The sequence below is a fragment of the Acinetobacter sp. UBA6526 genome (genome assembly GCF_002434875.1).
Classification (GTDB): Bacteria; Pseudomonadota; Gammaproteobacteria; order Pseudomonadales; family Moraxellaceae; genus Acinetobacter; species Acinetobacter venetianus.
This window is the reverse complement of the sequence record NZ_DJLC01000092.1, coordinates 14326-36937: the sequence shown is the minus strand read 5'-3', so window position 1 is coordinate 36937 and position 22612 is coordinate 14326. Positions and strand designations below refer to the sequence as shown.

22 protein-coding genes are annotated in these 22612 nt (G+C 40.0%); 15 read left to right on the top strand and 7 right to left on the bottom strand.

Annotated features, from left to right (window positions below; translation table 11 throughout):
- The first annotated feature begins 226 nt into the window (after positions 1–226).
- Positions 227–1330, top strand: a complete 1104-nt coding sequence (locus B4237_RS06090) for an HPP family protein (RefSeq protein ID WP_286942179.1) — start codon at positions 227–229, stop codon at positions 1328–1330.
- A 70-nt stretch (positions 1331–1400) separates the two neighbouring features.
- Here the strand turns inward: B4237_RS06090 and B4237_RS06085 are convergent, their stop codons facing one another.
- Complete coding sequence (locus B4237_RS06085) at positions 1401–1670, bottom strand: PspC domain-containing protein (RefSeq protein ID WP_007480607.1); 270 nt, start codon at positions 1668–1670, stop codon at positions 1401–1403.
- Positions 1671–2012: 342 nt separating this feature from the next.
- Here B4237_RS06085 and B4237_RS06080 point away from each other — a divergent pair, with 342 nt between their 5' ends.
- Positions 2013–2678 carry a hypothetical protein gene (locus tag B4237_RS06080; RefSeq protein ID WP_023013785.1) on the top strand — a complete coding sequence of 222 codons (666 nt, stop codon included), beginning with the start codon at positions 2013–2015 and terminating at the stop codon, positions 2676–2678.
- Between the two features lie 54 nt (positions 2679–2732).
- Here the strand turns inward: B4237_RS06080 and B4237_RS06075 are convergent, their stop codons facing one another.
- Complete coding sequence (locus B4237_RS06075; RefSeq protein WP_004877701.1) at positions 2733–4556, bottom strand: acyl-CoA dehydrogenase C-terminal domain-containing protein; 1824 nt, start codon at positions 4554–4556, stop codon at positions 2733–2735.
- 239 nt (positions 4557–4795) lie between these two features.
- On the opposite strand from B4237_RS06075, the gene B4237_RS06070 reads away from it, so the two are divergent.
- A complete protein-coding gene (locus B4237_RS06070) occupies positions 4796–7108 on the top strand; it encodes a hypothetical protein (RefSeq protein ID WP_286942177.1) in 2313 nt (770 codons plus the stop codon).
- 45 nt (positions 7109–7153) lie between these two features.
- On the opposite strand, the gene aroE is transcribed toward B4237_RS06070, so the two are convergent.
- A complete protein-coding gene (gene aroE / locus B4237_RS06065; protein WP_286942175.1) occupies positions 7154–7942 on the bottom strand; it encodes a shikimate dehydrogenase in 789 nt (262 codons plus the stop codon).
- Between the two features lie 157 nt (positions 7943–8099).
- On the opposite strand from aroE, the gene B4237_RS06060 reads away from it, so the two are divergent.
- A complete protein-coding gene (locus B4237_RS06060; protein ID WP_031234850.1) occupies positions 8100–8681 on the top strand; it encodes a histidine phosphatase family protein in 582 nt (193 codons plus the stop codon).
- Positions 8682–8735: 54 nt separating this feature from the next.
- On the opposite strand, the gene hemF is transcribed toward B4237_RS06060, so the two are convergent.
- Positions 8736–9677: an oxygen-dependent coproporphyrinogen oxidase gene (gene hemF / locus B4237_RS06055; RefSeq protein WP_286942171.1), complete on the bottom strand. Its 942-nt coding sequence runs from the start codon at positions 9675–9677 to the stop codon at positions 8736–8738.
- A gap of 133 nt (positions 9678–9810) precedes the next feature.
- Positions 9811–10413 (bottom strand): GTP cyclohydrolase II, encoded by a 603-nt coding sequence (ribA, locus tag B4237_RS06050; RefSeq protein ID WP_061397332.1) that lies wholly within the window; start codon positions 10411–10413, stop codon positions 9811–9813.
- Positions 10414–10717: 304 nt separating this feature from the next.
- On the opposite strand from ribA, the gene dxs reads away from it, so the two are divergent.
- The 10 genes from dxs to B4237_RS06000 all read left to right on the top strand — a co-directional run bounded on the left by dxs (position 10718) and on the right by B4237_RS06000 (position 20249).
- Complete coding sequence (dxs, locus tag B4237_RS06045; protein WP_286942168.1) at positions 10718–12613, top strand: 1-deoxy-D-xylulose-5-phosphate synthase; 1896 nt, start codon at positions 10718–10720, stop codon at positions 12611–12613.
- Between the two features lie 134 nt (positions 12614–12747).
- Positions 12748–13578, top strand: a complete 831-nt coding sequence (locus tag B4237_RS06040; protein WP_278595285.1) for an inositol monophosphatase family protein — start codon at positions 12748–12750, stop codon at positions 13576–13578.
- Between the two features lie 90 nt (positions 13579–13668).
- Positions 13669–13911 carry a hypothetical protein gene (locus tag B4237_RS06035; RefSeq protein ID WP_286942165.1) on the top strand — a complete coding sequence of 81 codons (243 nt, stop codon included), beginning with the start codon at positions 13669–13671 and terminating at the stop codon, positions 13909–13911.
- Between the two features lie 178 nt (positions 13912–14089).
- Entirely contained in the window at positions 14090–14356 is a 267-nt protein-coding gene (locus B4237_RS06030; RefSeq protein ID WP_286942162.1) for a hypothetical protein, read from the top strand.
- A gap of 378 nt (positions 14357–14734) precedes the next feature.
- Positions 14735–16612: a DEAD/DEAH box helicase gene (locus B4237_RS06025; RefSeq protein ID WP_278595287.1), complete on the top strand. Its 1878-nt coding sequence runs from the start codon at positions 14735–14737 to the stop codon at positions 16610–16612.
- Between the two features lie 417 nt (positions 16613–17029).
- Complete coding sequence (locus B4237_RS06020; RefSeq protein ID WP_019385442.1) at positions 17030–17848, top strand: ABC transporter ATP-binding protein; 819 nt, start codon at positions 17030–17032, stop codon at positions 17846–17848.
- On the top strand, positions 17845–18624 hold the full coding sequence (gene mlaE / locus B4237_RS06015; RefSeq protein ID WP_004877682.1) for a lipid asymmetry maintenance ABC transporter permease subunit MlaE: 780 nt from the start codon (positions 17845–17847) through the stop codon (positions 18622–18624). The genes B4237_RS06020 and mlaE overlap by 4 nt, the downstream gene beginning before the upstream one ends.
- Positions 18624–19298, top strand: a complete 675-nt coding sequence (locus B4237_RS06010) for an outer membrane lipid asymmetry maintenance protein MlaD (RefSeq protein WP_019385441.1) — start codon at positions 18624–18626, stop codon at positions 19296–19298. The genes mlaE and B4237_RS06010 overlap by 1 nt, the downstream gene beginning before the upstream one ends.
- Before the next feature lie 19 nt (positions 19299–19317).
- On the top strand, positions 19318–19950 hold the full coding sequence (locus B4237_RS06005; protein WP_007480583.1) for an MlaC/ttg2D family ABC transporter substrate-binding protein: 633 nt from the start codon (positions 19318–19320) through the stop codon (positions 19948–19950).
- Between the two features lie 11 nt (positions 19951–19961).
- Positions 19962–20249, top strand: a complete 288-nt coding sequence (locus B4237_RS06000) for an STAS domain-containing protein (RefSeq protein WP_004877676.1) — start codon at positions 19962–19964, stop codon at positions 20247–20249.
- Positions 20250–20298: 49 nt separating this feature from the next.
- Here the strand turns inward: B4237_RS06000 and B4237_RS05995 are convergent, their stop codons facing one another.
- Both B4237_RS05995 and B4237_RS05990 read right to left on the bottom strand, forming a co-directional pair.
- Complete coding sequence (locus B4237_RS05995; protein ID WP_286942154.1) at positions 20299–20832, bottom strand: hypothetical protein; 534 nt, start codon at positions 20830–20832, stop codon at positions 20299–20301.
- Position 20833: 1 nt separating this feature from the next.
- On the bottom strand, positions 20834–21847 hold the full coding sequence (locus B4237_RS05990) for a CorA family divalent cation transporter (protein ID WP_004877674.1): 1014 nt from the start codon (positions 21845–21847) through the stop codon (positions 20834–20836).
- Between the two features lie 172 nt (positions 21848–22019).
- Between B4237_RS05990 and B4237_RS05985 the strand changes: the two genes are divergently transcribed.
- Positions 22020–22604, top strand: a complete 585-nt coding sequence (locus tag B4237_RS05985; RefSeq protein ID WP_286942150.1) for a TIGR00730 family Rossman fold protein — start codon at positions 22020–22022, stop codon at positions 22602–22604.
- Positions 22605–22612 lie beyond the last annotated feature (8 nt).

The following is a 22612-nucleotide window of genomic DNA, read 5'->3' as shown; positions in this document are numbered from 1 at the left end:
ATTCAAAACCGCTCCTTGACAGGAGTGAAAATAAAACCAAGCGTGAATTGTATTGTTCTCTGACAATATTGGAATTCAACTATCGGATAAAATCACAAGAAATTACTTGAACAGTAGATTATCAGAATATCTGTTAACTTTAAGATGTAACTAAGATACACCTTATGGTTGTTTCGGCGTATACTTGCGCCACCAATCAAAACAATACTCTCTAGCAAGGTGAATTGTGAGCTATACCCAATCAGACTGGCTTAATTTTCTAAAACCAAATTATAAAGTTCTCCCTGTCAAAGAAAGGATCTTATCTGGTGTAGGTGCGTTATGTGGTCTCGCAATTTCCTCATTGATCAGTTGGTATGTTTTGGGTGGGATCAATGCTTGGTATATCGCACCAATGGGAGCTTCATCGGTCTTATTATTTGCTGTCCCAAATAGTCCTTTAGCACAACCGTGGAATGTGATTATTGGCAATATCTTGGCTAGTGTGATTGGTGTTACTTGCACGCAATTACTTGCAGATTCAACCACTGCGTTTAGTCTCGCGGTTGGCTTTGCTATTTTTATGATGATGACCACGGATTCTTTGCATCCACCGAGTGGGGCTGTGGCGATTACTGCGGTACTCGGCGGTGATGCTGTACATCGTTTAGGGTTTCACTTTATTCTATATCCTGTGTTGTTAAATTCGATTTTATTGCTGTTATTTGCAGTATTTTTTAATCGATTGATTGGCAGACATTACCCGCTGACAGCTCATTTAAATGAACGTTCGAAAGATCCAACGCCGACACAGAAGGTTTCGATTCAACCTAAAGATATTGAATATGCGTTAGATCATCACACTGAATTATTGGATATTAGTCAGTACGATTTAGAAAAAATCATTTTGCAAGCGCAAGTCCATGCCAATGAACGCTCCATGAGTACTTTTGTTTGTCAGGATATTATGAGTCGAGATGTGATTCGATTACATGACGAGGATGATATTTATCAAGCATTAGATAAATTTAAGTCGGTTAACTTAATGAGTTTACCAGTGGTCAATGCGCAAGAGAAATTGGTGGGGACGTTGGCTTTGTATGAGGTTGTGGAATGGTTCAAAGGTGCGACTGATCCACGAAATTCATGGCAACACTATGTAAAACAAATTATGAGTCGTCGTGTTGTAACGGTTGAACCATCGCAACCCATCCAAGATTTAGTGCCTTATTTCGTAGAGAAATCTTTTAATTATATTCCTGTAGTTGAGCAGGAGCGTCTCATTGGAATCGTGAGTCGTGCTGATATGATCGCTGCTTTGCAACAACAAATAAATCGTCAAAATAGCTAATTCCAAATAAAAAAAGCTACGGTTGTATTAGGGGTAAATCCAACCGTAGCGACCAAAGAGGAAAAGATGATTAACGTCTTAAGTTTTGATCCTCATAAACTGTTTTAACAGGCTGGTTGTAGCCATGTACGTGTTCTACTCGATTTGTCTGTTGTTTAGGAATGACGAGCCATAAAACGAGGTATACCAAAATACCAGGAAAGGCTGCACTCATGAGTGAAACAATGACAAAGATCAAACGTAATAAATTTGCATTCCAACCAAAACGTTCCGCAATACCGCCCATAACACCAGCGACTATGCTTTGTTGGCTTGAGCGATATAAACCAGAATTGGCCATCGAGTAGGTCTCCTTAAATTCATGAAACAGCAGTAAAAAAATTAAAATCAGGATCAACACTGCTGTTAATTAAGAAATATGGTCAAAAATAAATTTTTAAAGTTCTCACAAGCAAGAGAATAGTTACGGTGTGTAAACTGCTGATGGAAAAACCGACAGTTTCGCCTAAAATGCACTGACTTAAGGCATACTGCTTTGTCAATTTGCTATTTCAATCCTATCGTTAGCACAACTTACCTTGTTTTCACGCAATATTTACGTGAATAAAACCTGTTTAATATTTATACGGGGTGGTGAAGTCATGAAAAAAGATAACGATATTGATGTTAGAGAATTATGAATATGCAGTTCAGGTTATTCTTACAATATATTAGTGTAGGAGCTGTATTGAGTTTAGGGTTGAGTGCTTGTGATAGCCATCACCCAGAGTCAATGAAACAGCAACCCCAGACGCAACAAGAGCATGAAGAACTTTCCGATGATATGGTTTTAGAGGATGAACAAACTGTATCGAGTGAAGGCGTTTCACTTACTGAGATTGCGGGACAAGCAACTATTCCACATGTTGCATCTAAACGTATGGAAAAACCTTCTCAGCAGGATTTGATTTATGCTGGGCGTTATCATGCGCGTATTCCATGCTCAGATCCTTTTGCTGGATGTGTGAGTAATGAGAAAGAAGCAGAATATATTATTAATCTTTTAGATGATGGTTCGGTGTATTGGATCAATACCAGTTTTGGTCGATTAGGTTCAGATCCTTCTCGTAATATGACCAAGATTGAACAGATGTGTAAACAGGTTCAGTGGCATGCACACAAAGAATTGAATGAAATCATGATTCGTTGTGAAAATGCGAACGTCAATCTTTACTATAAGATCAATAAAGAGCAAAACCTTGTTTTAGATTTAGACAAGATCTGGAATGGTGATCACGGACAGAATCGTCATTTCTTTAAAGAATATCCATTTCCAAAGAAAGCTTATGTCTTTGAAAAAATTGAATAGTTAAAAGTTAAGCATAAAAAAGAGCGCCTAGAGCGCTCTTTTTTACAGTTCCGATTAGTAATCGAAGCTGAAGTGTTCTGGTGCAAGAGATGTCAATGTACGAGAAGTCGATACCATTGATTCTGCATGACCTTGAGCGCGTGGCAATAAACGATCAAAGTAGAAATCAGCAACTTTGATTTTTGCTTTATAGAATTCTGGTGTTTCAATGCCGTTACCTGCTTCTAGTTTCTCAGAGGCAATCACTGCTTGTTGAGCCCAGAAATAAGCCATCATGACATAACCAGAGAACATCAAGAAATCAGCAGAAGCAGACGATACGATGTCACGGTCTTTACGAGCTGCAAGCATGATGCGAACAGTTAATGTGTTCCATTGAGCGCAAAGCTTAGTCAAGTCCCAAGCGAAACGACGTAGATACTTGTTACGCGCATGGGCAGCACAGAATTTTAAGATTTCAGCGGTATAGTCACGAACAACTTTACCTTTTGAGCTTAAAAGAACTTTACGACCTAATAAGTCAAGTGCTTGGATACCCGTTGTCCCTTCATACAATGTAGAGATACGTGCATCACGTGCGATTTGTTCCATACCCCATTCTTTGATGAAACCATGACCGCCGTATACTTGCATACCATGATTCGCAGCTTCTAAACCTAATTCAGTCAAGAAACCTTTTAAAATCGGTGTATAGAAACCTAGTTTGTCATCAGCAGCTTCATAAGCAGCTTGATCGCCATTTACTAATGCATCTGTCATTTTGTCTGCAAGTTTTGCCGCATGATAGATCATTGAGCGACCGCCTTCTGCAACCGCTTTTTGAGTTAACAACATACGACGGACATCAGCATGGTGAATAATCGCATCAGCTACACGCTCAGGTTCTTTCTTACCAGAAAGGGCACGCATAGACATACGATCTTTTGCATAAGGTAACGCACCTTGGAAAGAAAGTTCAGCGTGAGCAATACCTTGAACAGCAGTACCGATACGAGCAGTGTTCATGAACGTGAACATTGCATGTAAGCCTTTGTTTACTTCACCGATGAGGTAACCAGTTGCATTGTCAAAGTTCAACACAGCAGTTGCTGAAGCACGGATACCCATTTTGTGTTCGATTGAACCACAAGAAACAGTATTACGTTCACCTACACCGCCATCAGCAGTTGGAATGAACTTAGGTACGATGAATAGCGAAATACCACGAGTACCAGCAGGTGCATCTGGAAGACGAGCAAGTACGATATGGATAATGTTCTCTGTTAAATCGTGTTCACCAGCAGAGATGAAGATTTTAGTACCAGAGATTTTATAAGTACCGTCAGCAGCAGGTTCAGCTTTAGTTTTAACTTGACCTAAGTCTGTACCACATTGAGGTTCAGTTAAGCACATTGTGCCTGACCAAGTTCCTTCAACGAGTTTAGGCATATAAGTATTTTTTTGCTCATCCGTACCGAACTGCATGATTGTGTTCATACAACCTGTACTTAAACCTGGGTACATAGTGAATGACCAGTTTGCAGTACCCATCATTTCTGATTTGATCAGGTTTAAAGACATTGGTAAGCCTTGACCACCAAACTCTTCTGGGTAAGAAAGACCTTGCCAACCACCCATTACGAATTGGTCATAAGCTTCTTTGAAGCCTTTCGGTGTTGTTACTTCGCCGTTGTTAAACGTACAGCCTTCTTCATCACCTGATTGATTGAGTGGAGAAAGTACGTTTTCGCAGTAATCTGCCGCACCTTCAAGAATCATATCAACAGTATCTTTATCAGCATTTTGTCCACTTGCCAAAGTTTGGTAGTGTGCAGGATAATCAAACACTTCATTCATTAAGAAGCGAACATCACGGAGAGGGGCTTTATAAGCTGGCATAATCTTAATCCTGTATTTGAATCATTTTGGATTATCTGTTTCGATACTTTGATTATTCACAATAGTGATAAAAATACATTGATAAACACGGTTAAAAACAGTGTCAGAAAAGCTAATTTTGTAAGAATTTGATTCGTAGAAAAGTCATTCTTTACTAAGTGTTCTTCATTCGCTTTGAAGATGGTCATGATAACTCTAGTTGTTGAAAGTATAATGATATAAAGGTGTTCGATAAAGCTATGCGTTTAAAATATTTAACTTTATGTTTGTTGGGTCTTAGTCTTTCTGCGTGCTCTCAGCATGTCATTAAAACCAATTCTAGCTCTGTAAATTTAGAGCAAAAGGCCATCAATAGTATCAATGCGATGTATGAATATCCGAGTTATGATTATCGCGGAAAATTTAATATTCATGTCAACCTTGATCAAAACAACACAAATTCAAAAGACGGTAAAGTGCAGTTAGATGCTGCTTTAAAGCAAAAAGTTGATCAATATTTACGAGATCAAAAAGTCAATTTAAATGCCAAACAAAAACAAGCGCTGTATGTTGCATTGGCACAACAGCCAAAAACTTATAGCACCAAGGCAGAAAAGTTTACCAGCGCAATGACCAATATTTTGAATGATATGCAATTTGAGTATGATGGCTCAGTGCATTATCGTCAGAAAATGGGATCATTTAATTTAACGGCTCGTTATGAAAAGCCAACGTTATTGGTGCAAGCAAAAGTACCGATGGTGTTGGATTTAAAAGATTATAAGTTTTACATCAATTATTTTGCTTTGATGCCGTATTTGGTCAATAAAGAAAATCAAAATAATCTAGCGTATCTCGATTTTTCTAAATATCAGGGATTATTCAATCAAGTTGATTTCAAAAAATTTGCTGAATATGTCAAAGCTTCAAGTGCGGTTTATTATCGCTTAGCAGATCAAAATAATATTCAGGCCTTATCCCTTTCTTCTGCTGATAAAGCGGCTGGAGTGGTTGAAAAAATTCGCTTAAAAACTTCGATTGAAGAGCTAGTTTTACAAGCAAATTTATATAGCAAAGTAAATGAAAAATACTTAATGCAAAGTGTTTTGAATTTTAATGAAAAGAGTCTAGAAAAACTGGTTGCTGATGAAGTGAAAGCTTCAGAGCAGTCAAAATCTAATCATAAGCTTGAGCATAAAGATGCTGCAGACGACGCAAGTGTCGTGAGCCAACAACTCTATCATTTAGTGAATAAGCATTTTGGCGTAGATGATGAAGAGGATTATGCTGCGGAAAGTGATGAAGATATTGCTGATGCTACGCAACAAGCTACAGATGCAGATGAGTATGCAACTGAAGATGAAGCAGTTGTCGCGAGTGCGGCAGATGATGCAGAGCAAGAAGGGCTGAGTGCAGCGCAATGTAGAGAATTGTATAACGCTACGCAAATGACATATGGCGATGTTCAATATTGTGAAAGTATCTATGGCATTGATGTATTTAACAGTGCGGATAAGACACCTAGCTTTATTACGACAATCTCTAAACTACAAAGCGTAGAAAAAATATTTGCTGTTTACGATCAAAATCAATTTATTGATGACCATGCGTTTAAAGCACTCTGGATTAAACATCAAGCTGATATTGAGAAAGCATTACCACCAGTTGATAAACGTAATCCATTTGTGATGGATGTTGGTTTGGATGCACAAGGCCGCGCTGTAAAATTAGACTATGATTTGAATTATGCACTGCCTGAGTTGAAATCAAGTTTTAATATCAAAGCGGATATGTATGTCAGCAATTATGGCAAAGCAACACCAATTGATCAGGCACAGTTAAAGCGTGCCAAAACTTGGGCTGAAACAAGCAAAGGTTCAATGCTTGAAAAAGCAGTGAATAGTTTCTCTGAAAAGCTAGGTCAAACGGGAGTTCAAGAGCATGCTGCTGAGCCTTATACGTTGTCTTTAGATGATCAGCTTGAGATGATTGCAGCTCAAAAATATGATACAACCCATTCTTATGAGCAAACCTATAAAGCTGTATTTATTGCAAAACTGACAGAAAGCACACCGCAAATCGTTGAGCGCTACTCAAGCAAAGAATTGCAAGAGATTGCGAGTGTATATGCATACTGGTATTCAGACGAAGATGTGTATAACCCTGAAGGAAAAGCTTTGAAAGCTATCGAAGCATTGCAAAGCAAACATCATTTACAAAATGAAGATCAGTTTGATGATCGTCTTGGACGTGCTGTTGATCGTATTGTGAGTGATGCAATGCGTGGCGATAAAGATCGCCAAGAATGGAAAAAGTTAAAAGCTCAATACAAACAACCTCAGCAACTATTTGCTCAGCAATATCAAATTCAATTTGAACGTGAAAATGGTATTTCAAATGATGAGAAAGCACTGCTTGCACAAACAGCAAATGTTTTAGGGCAAGTGTATGTGGATGCGCATAAGAATCAATTGTCTGAAAAATCTATCAAATCATTGAAGATCGAACATAATGAATTTATTGATTATGAAATCTTTAAAGATGTTTATATGAAGTTAGTGAATGCTAAGTAACTAGTAAAAGAAGAACCTGCAATAAGCAGGTTCTTCTTTTATGGTTTATAGAAAATCTTTGAGTTCAGGTTTAACGCCATTCCAAATTGAAAAGGCTTCTATTGCCTGACCAACAAGCATACCAAAACCATCTGTAGAAGGAATTTGACGGGCTTGTGCTTGATCTAAGAAACTCGATGGTTTGCCATATGCCATTTCGTAAGCATGATGGAAAACTAAGGTTTCTGGTAGTTGTAATGCATCACCTGTTAAGCTTGCTGAAGTTGCATTAATCACAAAATCGTACTCACCACTTAATTGATCTAAACTTGTTGCAGTGAGTTCAATGTGTGCTACAGCCTCTTTTAAGTCTTCAATGAGTTGTTCAGCACGAGTAAGTGTACGGTTGGCGATCACAATCTTTTTAGCGCCTGCTTGAACTAGAGGGTAGATGACACCTCGTGTTGCACCACCAGCGCCTAAAATGAGAATACGGCTATCTTTAAGTTCCCAGCCTAGTGCTTGAATCGCTGCAACCAGACCCTGACCATCAGTATTGTCGCCATAGAGCTTGCCATCCTGCATCCACAGCGTATTCACAGCTTTGGCAATCTTGGCACGTTCAGTCAGTTGATCACACAACGCAAAGGCCTGTTCTTTAAAGGGTACGGTGACATTCATCCCCACACCATTCTGGGCAAAAAATGCTTTGGCTGTATTTTCAAAACCATCCAATGGCGCAAGAATTTTTTTATAGTTTAAGTTGACCCCAGTTTTTGCTGCGAATGCATGGTGTAACTCTGGTGAGCGTGATTGTTCAATCGGATTTCCAATTACAGCAAATTGTTTGATCATGAGGGAATCATTCTTATGAGGTCGTTAAAGTTTATAAAGTTGAGGGGGATGCTGCAATATTGATTTACATCTGAACATTCAAACAGGGCATGATTTCAGGACAAGAACATGCTTTGATATTTTTAGATCATTGCAAATGTTGGATCTGGTTTTAAAGATGAGTATTTATTTAATTCGACATGCGCAGAGTGAAGCCAACATCAATGGGCGAACTAGATCGCATGCTGCAATTGCACTGAGCGAGCAGGGGAAGCAACAGGCAGAACAACTTTGTGAAGCATTGCCACCTATTGCTCACGTCATTATTTCTAAATACCAAAGAACCTATCAAACCGCAGAACCAATTTTACTCAAGTATCAGATCACAGCAGAAGTCGACGACAACTTGCATGAGTTTAGTTATCTTTCGGAAAGGAGGTGTGCCAATACCAATCTGGATGATCGTAAGCAATGGGTCAATGCGTATTGGGAAAGAATGGATGATGAATATCGTGATGCCGATGACGCTGAATCTTTTGCTGACTTATATGGGCGAGTGCAATGTGTTCATGAAAAATTAAGTCAATTAGCGCAGCAATATGAGCATAAGAATTTGGCCGTATTTACACATGGTCAGTTTTTACAATTATTGCTCACCCTAAAACATGCACCGCAGCCATTGAGTCGAGAACTGATGCAAAATTTTAGATCAGACCTAATTCAGCGCCCCATCCCCAATACCGCAATATTTTTATTTTAAGATTCCCAAAAAGATTTCATCCCTGAGCTATATGTCAGGGATGAATCATTTCTTTTATTTATTTAAACCCAGCCAGTCTCGTGGTTTTAAATAATAATCAGTAAGACGCTTTTCTGGTGAGTCTGCTTCCCATTCAGGACGATATGACCAACCCGCTAAATTTGGCAAACTTACGAGAATTGATTCAATGCGGCCGCCCGTTTGTAAACCAAACAAAGTACCGCGATCATAAACTAAGTTATATTCCACATAACGACCACGACGATACAGCTGGAACTCACGTTGTGCTTCGGTGTAGGGTTGTTCACGATGCTTTTCAAAAATCGGTAAAATTGCTTCTAAATAGCCATTACCAACTGCTTGGATATATTTAAAGCAAGTTTCGAAATCCCATTGATTTAAATCATCAAAAAATAAACCGCCTACGCCACGCTGTTCATCACGGTGTTTTAAATAGAAATAATCATCACACCATTGCTTATGTTCAGCATAAACATTTTCACCAAAAGGCTGACACAGATCATAAGCTGTTTGATGCCAGTTTAAAACGTCTTGATCATCTGGATAGAAGGGGGTTAGATCAAAACCACCGCCAAACCACCATACTGGATCTTGCCCTTCGGGTTCAGCGACAAATAAGCGTACATTTGCGTGTGAAGTTGGAATATTAGGATTTTTAGGGTGAATAACTAAAGAGACACCTAATGCTTGTGCCTTAGCACCTGCAATCTGTGGATGGCGCTCAGTGGCAGAAGTAGGCAATTTACTAATATTAATGTGGGAGAACATCACCCCACCTTTTTCAATTACATCACCATTTTGCAGAACACGAGATCGACCACCGCCGCCTTCAGTTCGCTGCCAATCATCAATGATAAATTCTGCGGTACTACCGCCAGCACGTTCCTGTTGCTCTAGTCCTGCACAAATGCGAGCTTGTAGATCGAGTAAAAACTCACGAACACGTTGAATATCAGCTGAAGTTGGGTGCTGCATGATGATCCTCTTAAAGTGATCTAGGGGTTAGTTACATCAAAGCATAAATCCATAAAAAAAATAAGGGATTTTTAATTATAATAATCAAAAATCCCTTAACTGCTTTATTTTTGAACGGCTTGTAAAAAGTGAATTAGAAGTCATCTTTTTTATACAGATGATCCATACGCTCACGTTTCGTTTTTAAATAATGCTCATTAAATGGGTTGCGACCTACAGTTAAAGGAACACGTTCAACGACATTGATGCCCAAATCAGTCAAAGCTTTTAATTTTAATGGATTATTCGTTAATAATTTCACTTCTTTGATTTGAAGATGATTCAGCATAATGCTGCACATGTCATAGCGACGTGCATCAGCTGGAAGGTTCAATAATAAGTTTGCATCAACGGTGTCATGACCTTGATCTTGCAATGCATAGGCACGGATTTTGTTGGTTAAACCAATCCCACGACCTTCTTGGCGGAGATATAAAATTACACCTTGACCTGCTTCGTTAATCAAACGTTGAGTCGCTTGTAACTGTGGGCCACAATCACATTTAAGTGAGCCGAAAGCATCGCCAGTCAAGCATTCTGAGTGAATGCGTACGAGTACTGGTTGGTTGGGAGCAGCTTCTAAACCTTTAGAAAGCGCCACATGTTCTTCACCCGTTTCTGGGTCTTGAAACACGGAAATATTGAAGTCACCAAAAGCGGTTGGTAGCTTTGATGTTGCAATAAATTCAATTGGCACAGAGAGCTCGCTATGATAATAAAAACAGTGAAAGTATAGCCTAATGTGTGAAGATTGCGTGAATTGGAATTTCTGATTTTTCACATAAGTTTTTCTTTTTCATACAAAGCACACAATAATGGTTGATAAACAGTGACATAATTCAGGATAATCTGCGAGCCAATCTTAGATATTGGCATGAGAATGTTCAGCACTACATCATTCGCTCATGTGGCTGATTGAAGGTAGATCGTATTTAATTGTATGATTGCCCCCATTTAACCCAGCTTCGGATTTGCCAGGCTTAAAAAGGCTTTGCCACATTATGTTGTATACCGAAATTCCAACTCAACGCCCTGTTACGCCATTGTTAGATGGAATTGATCATCCACAACAATTACGTCAGCTCGAGCAAAGCCAACTCGCACAAGTGGCGGATGAGTTGCGTCAATATATTTTGTATGCAGCAGGACAAAGTGGTGGTCACTTTGGCGCAAATTTAGGTGTAATCGAATTAACGGTTGCACTGCATTATTGTTTTAATACGCCGCAAGATCGTTTGGTTTGGGATGTGGGCCATCAGGCTTATCCACATAAAGTCCTGACTGGACGTCGTGAACGTATCACTACTATTCGCAGTAAGGATGGTCTTGCAGCATTTCCTGCACGTGATGAGTCTGAGTTTGACACATTTGGTGTGGGGCATTCCTCGACTGCAATTTCTGCTGGTTTAGGTATGTCACTTGCACGCCGCTATCAAAAAGATCCATGTGATGTAGTTGCGATCGTCGGTGATGGGGCAATGACTGCTGGTATGGCTTTTGAAGCCATGAACGATGCAGTTGCTCATGATGCTGATCTTATTGTTGTACTCAATGACAATGATATGTCGATCTCTTGCAGTACGGGCGGTTTTGCTAAACACTTGGCTGCGATTTGGGAAACAGGTCAATTGGTAAATGTAGATGAACAAGGTGAAGCCTATGTTCAACCACATCCAAAGTGGACTTATAACTCTCGTTCACATCAGTCCGCGACTGATGCCGCAGATAACTTATTTAAAGCAATTGGTTTTGATTATTTTGGGCCATTTGATGGTCACAACGTTGAGCAATTGGCACAAGTTTTTAGTGCACTCAAAAAACGTAAAGGCCCACGTTTAGTTCATATTTATACAAAAAAGGGTAAAGGCTTTGCTCCAGCGGAAGCAGATCCAATTACCTATCACGCAATTACCAAGATCGCACCAGTAGCAAATGCACCTGTAAAAAAAGCACCACCAAAGTATTCAGATGTGTTTGGGCAATGGTTGTGTGATGAAGCTGCTCAAGATCAGCGATTACTCGCGATTACACCTGCGATGTGTGAAGGCTCTGGCATGGTGAAGTTTGCACAGCAGTTTCCTGAGCGCTTCTTTGATGTGGCCATTGCTGAACAACATGCAGTGACCTTAGCAGCAGGTATGGCATGTGAAGGTTTAAAACCTGTGGTTGCAATTTATTCAACCTTCTTGCAACGTGGTTATGATCAGTTAATTCATGATGTTGCATTACAGAATTTAGATGTGACTTTCGGGATTGATCGTGCTGGTTTAGTTGGTGAAGATGGTCCGACGCATGCAGGTGCATATGACTATGCTTATATGCGCACTGTACCAAACATGGTGATCATGGCGCCGAAAGATGAAAACGAATGTCGCCAAATGTTGCATACTGCTTACCTTCACGAAGGGCCAACTGCCGTACGATATCCGCGAGGTGCAGGCACAGGTGTTGAAATCCAGCAGCAGATGACTGCTTTGGAAATTGGTAAAGCCGAGATTGTTGCTGAATTTAATAAAGAAGTAGATCAACAGATTTCTATTCTAGCTTTTGGTAGTCGAGTTGCACCATCAGTTGAAGCCGCACAACAGTTTGCAAATAAACATGCTGTAGGTGTGCGTGTGGTGAATATGCGTTTTGTGAAGCCATTGGACGAGCAAATCATCCGTGACCTTGCGGATAGCACACAACTTTTCGTTACAGTAGAAGAACATGCTGTGATGGCTGGTGCTGGAAGCGCTGTTAACGAATTCTTGGCGCAAGCACAAATTGTAAAAGCTATTTTGAACTTAGGTTTACCTGATACTTTCCTTCATCAAGCAACGCATCAGCAAATGTTGCAAGACTGTGGTTTGGACAGTTCAGGGATACTTGCTTCAATTGAGAAAGCTTGGTTTTAGCTCTTAAGTTCATGTAAATGTGAGCAATAATTTTTCGCAACATTTTTCCCCTAAAAGCGCTTATATTTGATAGAATATAAGGGCTTTTATGCATTATTCTTTGTCAAAATCTTCAAATTTGTAGTGGGTGTTCAATGGAACCTATGGTGGTTATGGCTGCGCGTGCGGCTCAAACAGTTGGTCAAGAGCTTTTAAAAGCACATCAGAATCGTCATAAGCTCGATTTACAAGTTGAAGAAAAAGGCATCGATGGTCCAGTAACGCGTGTAGACCGTTACATCGAACAACTTACAATTGATACGCTTCGTAAAAGTTATAAAAACCATAGCTTCCTTGGCGAAGAGTTTGGTATGCAAGAAGGTAAAGGTCACGACGCAGATTGGTGTTGGGTGATCGATCCTTTGGATGGTACTCAAAACTTTATTAACGGATTCCCGCATTTCTGTATTTCTATCGCTGTACAACACAAAGGTGTAACGCAACACGGTGTGATCTATGATCCAGTGCGTGATGAATTGTTCTCTGCCAGCCGTGGTCGTGGCGCGGTCATGAATCAACGCCGTATTCGTGTAAATGTAAAAGATAATTTAGAAAATACTTTCCTTTCTGTTGGTCATCCTTACCGTGCAAAACGTAATGGCGAAATAGTTTCTTATGCAGAACAGCACTTTGCTTCATTATTGGCTGTAACCAAATCAGGTGCGCAAATCCGTCGTGGTGGTTCTGCTGCGCTAGACTTGGCTTACGTGGCTGCGGGACGTTTTGATGGTTTCTTTGAGCTTGGCTTAAAACCGTGGGATATCGCCGCGGGTGAATTGATTGTGAAAGAAGCGGGTGGTGTCGTGGTCGATGCACGTGGTGGCAATGATTCATTTGACAATGGTCAGGTGCTTGCCTGTTCACTTAAAATGTTAAAACCTTTGATGCAGGCAGTTGTTCCAGCTTGGGGCGAAGCTGTAAAATAATTTGTAGATTCTGAGAAAAGGGTGGCTATTGGCTACTCTTTTCTTTATAAATATTAAAAATTAACAACTTAAAATAATAGAGTGACAATTATGCTAACAATAGAGGTATTTAATGGTAAAAAAATAAATATCAATATTGTAAAAGGTCAAATAACTGAGATAAGAAAATATCTGGAAAATGATAAAAAACTAAACACTCAAAAAGCAAGCATATCTCAAAATCAAATATCAATTATGGTATCAGGTCAAAGAGAAATTGTGGTCTATTCTAAAGTGCAGGATATTATTTTATCTATTGGTCAGCAAGTCAGTATTGGTTTTTTTAGAAAATGAGCGAGATAACTACTTAATTTTGTATAACCAGGAGAATAGGCAATTATCCCTTTTTCAAGATGGCAATTGGTTGAAACTGCTAGATAAACATAAAATGCTTAGACCGAAAAGGTATGTCTTATGGTCAATACTATTAATAGCAATTATTTCTTTAAATTTTGTTTTAGGGCTGTTAGGCATGGCTACAAATGCACTTGGAGGCTTAATAGGTGATGGATCTCTTTTATATGCTTTTTGTCCAATTTTTATTTTTAAATATTTTTTCAATGAGTCATTTTTTCATCATTTATTCCTTGAGCCTTTGTTCTTATGGTTTTTTTTGTCTATATGGGGATTTTTTTACTTTATTAGCACTCGAATTTTCTTATATTTTTGGAAAGATCAAGCTGTAGATAAAATAAGGGAGAAAATCGTACGTTCTTTTAAAGAGGAAGTAGATTCCTAATCTGATATAAATTTATATTTTTTAAATATTTATTCTATAGGTAATACACTCTTTACTGAAAAACCTATTAAAAAAGGTGACTTTTAAAATTATTCTGCTATAATCCGCCCACGCACTTAAATTCCAGTTCATTACCTGAACATTCAGTTCTATTCATATTAGCGCACGCTGTCCATAGAGAGGACCACATCTTGCGCCCAAATCGCTTAGCGATTCTTCAGGTTGAGGCAGTAATCAAGCGTGCGTTTAGTCCACATCGTCGTTATTCGGATCGCCGCTGAATTTCATCTATTTTCAGCTTGAGTCGCTTTGCCGCTTGTTGCCGATGTCTATTTTTGTATTTATTAAAATGGAGCACCCACAAGGGTGAAACTCTCTATGAGCAAAACTTTTGCCGAATTTTCTTTGCACGAAACCTTACAACAAGCACTTGAGGGTTTAGGTTTTACAAGCCCAACGCCTGTGCAAGAACAAGCGATTCCAGCTGCATTAGAAGGTAAAGATTTATTAGTTTCAAGCCAGACTGGTTCTGGTAAAACAGCAGCATTTTTACTCCCAACATTAAATGCTTTAGCAGGTCAGGAAACTTTTGTGCCATTTAAAGAGCGCATGAAAGCAGTGACTCAACCAAGCATTTTAGTTTTATGTCCTACTCGTGAATTGGCTCAACAAGTAAGCCAAGATGCTATTGCATTTGTACGTCACATGAAAGGTGTTCGTATTGCTGCAATCATGGGTGGTATGCCTTTTGGTAAGCAAATCCAACAGCTTAAAGGTGCGCAAGTCGTTGTAGCGACTCCTGGTCGTTTACTTGACTTGGTGAACCGTCGTCAATTGAAACTTGATAAAGTTGAATCTTTAATTGTTGACGAAGCTGACCGTATGTTAGACCTAGGCTTCTCTGAAGACTTAGAAGCAATTAGTGATTTGGCTGCAAACCGTAACCAAACATTGATGTTCTCTGCAACATTTGCTGATCGTATTATTCGTCTTGCTGAACGTATGATGAATGATCCAGAGCGTATTGCGATTGAAACTGGTCACACAACAAATACTGACATCACCCAAACTCTTCATTGGACTGATGGCTTTGAGCACAAGAAAAAGCTTTTAACTCACTGGTTATCTGACGAAAACTTAGACCAAGCAGTTGTATTTGCAAGCACTCAAGAAGATACAGACATGCTTGCGGAAGAGTTAGCTGAAGCTGGTCATTCTGTAGTTGCACTACATGGCGCTATGCCACAAACCGTTCGTAACCGTCGTTTACGTAGCATCCGTGAAGGTCGTGCAAAAATCTTAGTTGCAACTGACGTTGCAGCACGTGGTTTAGACGTACCAACAATTTCGCACGTAATCAACTTCGGTTTACCTATGAAAAATGAAGACTATGTACACCGTATTGGTCGTACAGGTCGTGCTGGTCGTACAGGTCAAGCAATTACATTAGCAACTTACCGTGAGCGTGGCAAAATCCGTGCTTTAGAAGATTATTTAGATGCTCGTTTAAATGTATCTGAAATTGAAGGCTTAGAGCCATCTCCACCTCCTGCACGTTCAGGTCGTGATGGCGGTGGTCGTGGTCGCGGTGGCCGTGATGGCGGCGGTCGTGGTCGTGGTGGTTTTGGCGGTGGTCGTCGTTTCGAAGGTGAAGGTAACTTCAAGCGTCGTGAAGGTGGTGATGATCGTCCACGTCGTAGCTTCGATGACAAACCTCGTGGTGAGCGTCCTGCATTTGGTGGCGAAGATCGTCCACGTCGCGAATTTAATTCAGACCGTCCACGCCGTGAAGGTGGTTTCGAAGATCGTCCACGTCGCGAGTTTAATTCTGACCGTCCACGCCGTGAAGGTGGTTTCGAAGATCGTCCACGTCGCGAGTTTAATTCTGACCGTCCACGCCGCGAGTTCAACTCTGATCGCCCTCGTCGTGAATTTAATTCAGACCGTCCGCGTCGTGAAGGTGGTTTCAATGATAAACCACGTTTTGATGCGAATGACGACAACCGTGGCAATCGCGTAGATTATAAACCACGCCGTGAGGGTGGTTTCGGTGATCGCCCTAAGCGTGACTTTGGTGATCGTCCACAACGTGAAGGTGGTTTCGGCGACCGTAAGCGTAGCTTTGGTGGCGATGACCGTCCTAAACGTAGTTTTGGCGAGGATCGTCCAAAGCGTAAGTTTGGCGAAGATCGTCCAGCTCGTGGTTCACGTGAAGAGCATTTCGGTGGCGACCGTCGTCGCAAAAACGATTTTTAATCGATAAAAACCGATGAAATGAAGAAGCCAGTTGAAAAACTGGCTTTTTTATTTTGAATGAGTCATGTAGAATGCCAAAATGTCTACTAGTTCAAACTTTACATGAAAAATGAATAGGGTTAAGCAAAATAAAAGTTTCTTGAATCAAGCGTGGTCGTTCATGTGCAGTGAAGGTTTACCATGCTTATTTGTTGTACTTATGCTATGTAATGGGCTATTTTTTGCATATGCCATTTTTGATGAAAATCACACCGATTCATTCAATGCAAATTCACATCAATCTGCTTCAGAATTTCGTTCAAAGAATAACTACATAAATTAAATAATCTTCATACATCGTTTATCAAAATAAAAACAAGTGCTTAATCTTTCAGTGTATAGTATGCGTGCATAAAAAGTGCAGGAATGAATGCCATTATGAATAACAAATCTCCTCTCGATTCAGAAGCCCTCATTGAAGTTAAAAACTTGAGCTTTAATCGTGGGGAACGCGTCATTTATGACGATATCAGTCTAAAAATTCGACGTGGTCAAATTACTGCAATTATGGGTCCATCTGGTACAGGTAAAACGACATTGCTTCGTTTGATCGGCGGACAACTCACACCTGATCATGGTGAAGTTTTACTTGATGGTAAAAATATTGCAGCTATGTCGCGTCATGAGTTATTTGCTGCGCGTGCCCGTATGGGAATGTTATTCCAAAGTGGTGCACTTTTTACAGATATGTCTGTGTATGAAAATGTCGCTTTCCCAATTCGTGCACATACTAAATTACCAGAGCATATCATTGCTGAATTAGTTGCCTTAAAGCTTGAGTCAGTTGGTTTGCGTGGTGCTGAACAGCTAATGCCAACTGAATTGTCAGGTGGTATGAATCGTCGTGTTGCCTTAGCGCGAGCGATTGCATTAGATCCTGAGTTGATCATGTATGACGAGCCATTTGCAGGTCAAGATCCAATCGTAATGGGTGTTTTGACGCGCTTGATTCGTTCTCTACGTGAAGCTTTGGATCTCACTACAATTATTGTCTCGCATGATGTTGCGGAGACTTTATCAATTGCTGATTATATTTATGTGGTTGCAGAAGGTAAAATTCAGGGTGAAGGTTCCCCAGAAGAATTAAAAAATCATGCTTCACCATTTGTACGTCAGTTTTTAACAGGTTCGGCAGAAGGGCCTGTGGAATATCAATTTACGCATCAAGCATATTTAGATAGCGAGGTTCGTCCATGAATACGATTGCCTGGCTAGGTAGACTCGTTATTGAGCGAATAAAGGGGATTGGTGCTGCGTCACTGATGCTCCTACAAGTTTTATTTGCAATGCCATCACAAGGTGGTTTTCAGCGCTTTGTTTACCAGATGTATCGCGTCGGGGTAATGTCGCTATTGATCATTGCTGTTTCTGGTTTATTTATTGGTGCAGTGCTTGGCTTGCAGATGTATAGCATTCTCGTCACTTTTGGTAGTGAAGCGATGTTAGGCACAGCCATTTCATTAACCTTGCTCCGTGAGCTTGCTTCGGTGGTTGCTGCATTATTGTTTGCGGGTCGTGCAGGTTCAGCTTTGACTGCTGAAATTGGTTCGATGAAGCAAAGTGAACAACTTGCTAGCATGGAAATGATCGGTGTTGATCCACTTCGACAGATTGTTGCTCCACGTTTATGGGCTGGTATTGTCAGTTTGCCGATGTTGACGGTGATTTTTGCAACCATTGGTATTATCGGTGGCAAGTTAGTTGGCGTTGACTTTTTAGGTGCAGATGAAGGTTCTTTCTGGGGCGGTATGCAGAGTACAGTTCAGTTTGGGCATGACATTTTGAATGGCACAATTATTAAAAGCATTGTGTTTGCACTGATTTGTACATGGGTGGCGGTGTATCAGGGCTATGCTTGTGATCCAACACCAGAGGGTATCGCGACTTCGATGACGAGAACGGTCGTATATTCTTCACTTTGTGTATTAGGTTTTGATTTCGTGTTGACTGCGGTCATGTTCGGAGGGATTTAATGAAATCACGTACTAGTGAGCTGGCCGTAGGTATTTTTGTCATTATCTTCGGTATCGCTCTATTTTTTCTTGCAATGAAAGTTAGCGGTTTAGTCGGCACAAATTTACGTGATAGCTATAGCATGACAGCGCAGTTTGATAACGTAAATGGTTTAAAACCTCGTGCCAAAGTCACCATGAGTGGTGTAACGATTGGTCGTGTAGAATCTATTTCTCTTGATCCCGTCACGCGTTTAGCAACAGTAAAATTTGATTTGGATGGTAAGCTGACGAGCTTTGATCCAAAACAGCTCAAAGAAGTGCAGAACAATGCACTTGAAGAATTACGCTACAGTTCTGATTATGAGCAAGCTGATGCTGCGAAACAAAAAGAAATGGAACAGCAACTTATCAGTAACATGACCTCCATCACGAGTCTGGATGAAGATGCTTATATAATGGTAGCAACCAATGGCTTATTGGGCGAAAAATATTTGAAAGTTGTACCCGGTGGTGGTGTGAACTATTTGAAACGTGGTGATGTTGTTTCAAATACCCAAGGTACAATGGATTTAGAAGATTTGATCAGTAAATTTATTACTGGTGGTGCTGGTAAAGCCACATCAAGCTCGACAACTGAGAGTTCAACATCACCAGCCCCAAGCGCTGATGCAGAACCATCTTTTGTTGAGTAATTCAGGTTAGGAGATTGAAGTGAATACATTATTGAAACAGACTCTAACGGCAAGTGTATTATCAACCATGCTTGCAAGTGCTGCATTTGCTGCACCAACAGAGACCCCACCTGATTTTGTAAAACGTGTGGCTGATGGCTTGATTACGCGTCTAAAAGCAGATCATGCTAAATTGCAGAATAATCCTGCTTTAGTAAAAACGATTATTCGTCAAAACCTTGATCCGTATGTTGATTCACAAGCATTTACTCGTATTGTATTGGGTACTTATGCAAATAATCAGTACACCAATGCTGCTCAACGTGCTCAGTTTGAGAAAAACTTCCGTGAAGTGATTATCGAGAACTATGGTAGTGCTTTCGCTAAATATACCAATGAAAGCTATACCATGCGTCCGTTTAGATCATCAAATAGCAAGAACCCAGTGGTTACTTTAGACTTCTTGCATAATGGTGAAAAGATTCCTGTATCTTTCCAGTTGACGGATAAAGGTGATCAGTGGAAAGTGCGCAATATCAATGTGTCAGGTATTGATTTAGGTTTACAGTTCCGTAATCAGTTTGCGGCGACAGTGCAACGTAATGGTGGTGACATCAACAAAGCGATTGCAACGTTTAAACCAGATGCAGACTCTGCTGTTAGCAAAAAATAAGGTAACGATGGATGATTCAGTATATTGATCAGCAACTTGTCGTTTCTAAAACGATTAACTTTGTAAATGCAGAAGAGATTTATCAAGCAGGCTTAAAGCATATCCAACAACATAAGACATTTCCTTTAGTTGTTGATCTAGGTCAGCTTGAGCAAGGAAATACGCTATCTTTGGCTGTTTTGGTGCAATGGTTGCGCCAAACACCTGAGAGTAAAGGTCTACATTTCAAAAATGTTTCTGAGAAAATGTTAAAAATCATTCAAGCTTGCCATCTACAGGATGATTTGAAATTGATTTAAATGATTCTTGTAGATAAAAAAGAGAGCTATTTATAGCTCTTTTTTATTCCTATAGTTTGGGGAACGCAGAAAAAAGCGCGTCACAGGTTGGATATTTTTGATGTAGCTTTTTTAGATAATAGGTTTGATCATGTTCCAAAAAAACATCTAATAGTTTCATAGGTATGCTTTGATTATTGCATCGTTGGGTTTTTCTATTCCATGCGCTAAAAGGTGAAATTGGATGATCAATTGTTATGATGTTTTTATCGCAGTGTAATAATGCCAATGAACTGATTTGATAATTTTGAGGTGTCGTCTTATCTGGTGGATACGCTAGACCAATGACTAAATCATTACTTTTTATTGTTTTGATTGAAAAATCACTATGCCATTGTTTAGGCTTGGACGAGAAAATCTTTGTTAGCAAACTTTGAAAGATAAGATGAGGGTGCTGAAAGGTGAGCTGCTTATGGTTGCTTGAAGATAGTTGCTGAACAGATTGGAGCCGTGCAATAAACACATCATTTGGGGAGTGCGGTGCGCAGGCAAAAGCTAGGTTTATCGAAAGGGTTATATTCAAAACTAGAAAGAACCCTTTCATTTTAGATCCATTTCTTCCATCTAAAGTAGATCATTGGTAATACTAAAAATGCCATTAAAATTGCGGTGACGATCCAAAAGCTCAAACTACCGTGTGCAAAAGGGAGTTCTTCCGTATTCATGCCATAAATGCTGGCAATCAGCATAGGTGGCGCAAGCATACTTGGTAGGATCGAGAATCGGCGAATCGTATCATTCTGTTCAGTGTTAATGAATCCAGACGTAGTATCTAATAAGAATCGTACTTTCTGGAATAAGAAGGCATCATGTTCGACCAGTGAGCGGACATCTTCACTGAGCTCTCGAATATCAGCATCGTAAATATGACTGCCTAAAGCACGCGGGCGTGATAAAAACGTTAATACACGACGTAAATCGATTAAACAGAGTTGTGCCTTTCCGAGCATGTCTTCTTGCTGGGCAAGCCGCGTAATCATGTCATCCAGATCTAAAATCTTTTCTCGATGATGATTATTTAGGACTTCTGTAGAATATCTTTCGAGGTCCTTGTGGATATCTTCTAAGATATCCGCAAGTTCATCTAACTTTGCTTCGAGCAATCCGAGTAAGATCCAAGTGGGATCTTTATAGTCCATATCGTAGTCATTGCGTCGCGCCCGTGCACGAAAAGCACGGAACGCAACAAGCTTTTCACCACGCATGGTAAATAAACGGTCTTTATGCAAAATAAAGGCAACGGTTTGCACCATAGCAAGCATATGAGACGTGTCTTCAGTGTCGCCATCGACCTGATAATTTTTATTCTTTGTTAAAAAATATGTACTGATATGCAAAATTCCATCATCATCACGATAGAATCGAGCGGATGAGGAAATGTCTTCAAGTGATTTTAATGTGGGTAAATTTCGATCATAGGCATCGAGAACCCATTGTTGTTCTTCTTGAGATGGAGCGATCAAATCAATCCATACGAGTTCAGGGTGTAGATCAAAGCCCCCATTGATCGTTGCATCTTCTAGACTACCGCGCTCAGTGGCATAAAAGGCTTCAAGCATGTCTTTTTTCCTCGCGCAGTCGATGTAAAGCTTTCATCATTTTGAGGAAAGCCAGCGTGTATTTTAGACAAGGATCGAATGAAAAACACTTGCCTAAACGATATTTTCTAAAAAATCTTGTTTCTTAGCCTACTTTAACAGCATGACAGTTATATAAAACGGTTTTAATTGTATGAATTCTATATGTGTTTTCTGCGGCTCCTCCCTTGGTAACGATCCTATTTACAAACAAATCGCACAAGCGACAGGCCAAGCAATAGCAGAACAGGGTCTCACTTTGGTTTATGGTGGTGGTCGCTCTGGATTAATGGGCGTTGTTGCTGATAGCGCGATACAGGCTGGAGGGCAAGTGATCGGTGTGATTCCAAATGCCTTAGTCGATCGTGAGTTAGCTCATACAGGGTTGACAGCGTTGCATGTAGTGAATGACATGCATGAGCGAAAAACTAAAATGGCTGAATTGGCCGATGCTTTTATCGCTTTACCCGGTGGAGCAGGTACTTTGGAAGAAATTTTTGAACAATGGACATGGAGTCAGTTAGGGATTCATCAAAAGCCTTGTGCATTTTTAAATATAGATGGTTTTTATGATGGGGTGATTCAAACAATACAAGATTCGGTTAATCTAGGGTTTAGTCAGGCTCGTTTTGTCGAAAAGCTGATTGTTGCTGATAATATTGGTGACATTTTAAAAGCATTTACAGCATATGAACCTGCTATACCTAAATGGATGTCAACTGCTGAAATTCAGGCGTGAGAGAGAAA

What these genes read in the sequence shown, in the direction of transcription:
- B4237_RS06085 (WP_007480607.1), bottom strand. Translation starts at nt 1,670, where the DNA reads ATGGCCAATTCTGGTTTATATCGCTCAAGCCAACAAAGCATAGTCGCT.
- B4237_RS06080 (WP_023013785.1), top strand. Translation starts at nt 2,013, where the DNA reads ATGCAGTTCAGGTTATTCTTACAATATATTAGTGTAGGAGCTGTATTG.
- B4237_RS06075 (WP_004877701.1), bottom strand. Translation starts at nt 4,556, where the DNA reads ATGCCAGCTTATAAAGCCCCTCTCCGTGATGTTCGCTTCTTAATGAAT.
- B4237_RS06070 (WP_286942177.1), top strand. Translation starts at nt 4,796, where the DNA reads ATGCGTTTAAAATATTTAACTTTATGTTTGTTGGGTCTTAGTCTTTCT.
- aroE (WP_286942175.1), bottom strand. Translation starts at nt 7,942, where the DNA reads ATGATCAAACAATTTGCTGTAATTGGAAATCCGATTGAACAATCACGC.
- B4237_RS06060 (WP_031234850.1), top strand. Translation starts at nt 8,100, where the DNA reads ATGAGTATTTATTTAATTCGACATGCGCAGAGTGAAGCCAACATCAAT.
- hemF (WP_286942171.1), bottom strand. Translation starts at nt 9,677, where the DNA reads ATGCAGCACCCAACTTCAGCTGATATTCAACGTGTTCGTGAGTTTTTA.
- dxs (WP_286942168.1), top strand. Translation starts at nt 10,718, where the DNA reads ATGTTGTATACCGAAATTCCAACTCAACGCCCTGTTACGCCATTGTTA.
- B4237_RS06040 (WP_278595285.1), top strand. Translation starts at nt 12,748, where the DNA reads ATGGAACCTATGGTGGTTATGGCTGCGCGTGCGGCTCAAACAGTTGGT.
- B4237_RS06035 (WP_286942165.1), top strand. Translation starts at nt 13,669, where the DNA reads ATGCTAACAATAGAGGTATTTAATGGTAAAAAAATAAATATCAATATT.
- B4237_RS06030 (WP_286942162.1), top strand. Translation starts at nt 14,090, where the DNA reads ATGGCTACAAATGCACTTGGAGGCTTAATAGGTGATGGATCTCTTTTA.
- B4237_RS06025 (WP_278595287.1), top strand. Translation starts at nt 14,735, where the DNA reads ATGAGCAAAACTTTTGCCGAATTTTCTTTGCACGAAACCTTACAACAA.
- B4237_RS06020 (WP_019385442.1), top strand. Translation starts at nt 17,030, where the DNA reads ATGAATAACAAATCTCCTCTCGATTCAGAAGCCCTCATTGAAGTTAAA.
- mlaE (WP_004877682.1), top strand. Translation starts at nt 17,845, where the DNA reads ATGAATACGATTGCCTGGCTAGGTAGACTCGTTATTGAGCGAATAAAG.
- B4237_RS06010 (WP_019385441.1), top strand. Translation starts at nt 18,624, where the DNA reads ATGAAATCACGTACTAGTGAGCTGGCCGTAGGTATTTTTGTCATTATC.
- B4237_RS06000 (WP_004877676.1), top strand. Translation starts at nt 19,962, where the DNA reads ATGATTCAGTATATTGATCAGCAACTTGTCGTTTCTAAAACGATTAAC.
- B4237_RS05995 (WP_286942154.1), bottom strand. Translation starts at nt 20,832, where the DNA reads ATGAAAGGGTTCTTTCTAGTTTTGAATATAACCCTTTCGATAAACCTA.
- B4237_RS05990 (WP_004877674.1), bottom strand. Translation starts at nt 21,847, where the DNA reads ATGCTTGAAGCCTTTTATGCCACTGAGCGCGGTAGTCTAGAAGATGCA.
- B4237_RS05985 (WP_286942150.1), top strand. Translation starts at nt 22,020, where the DNA reads ATGAATTCTATATGTGTTTTCTGCGGCTCCTCCCTTGGTAACGATCCT.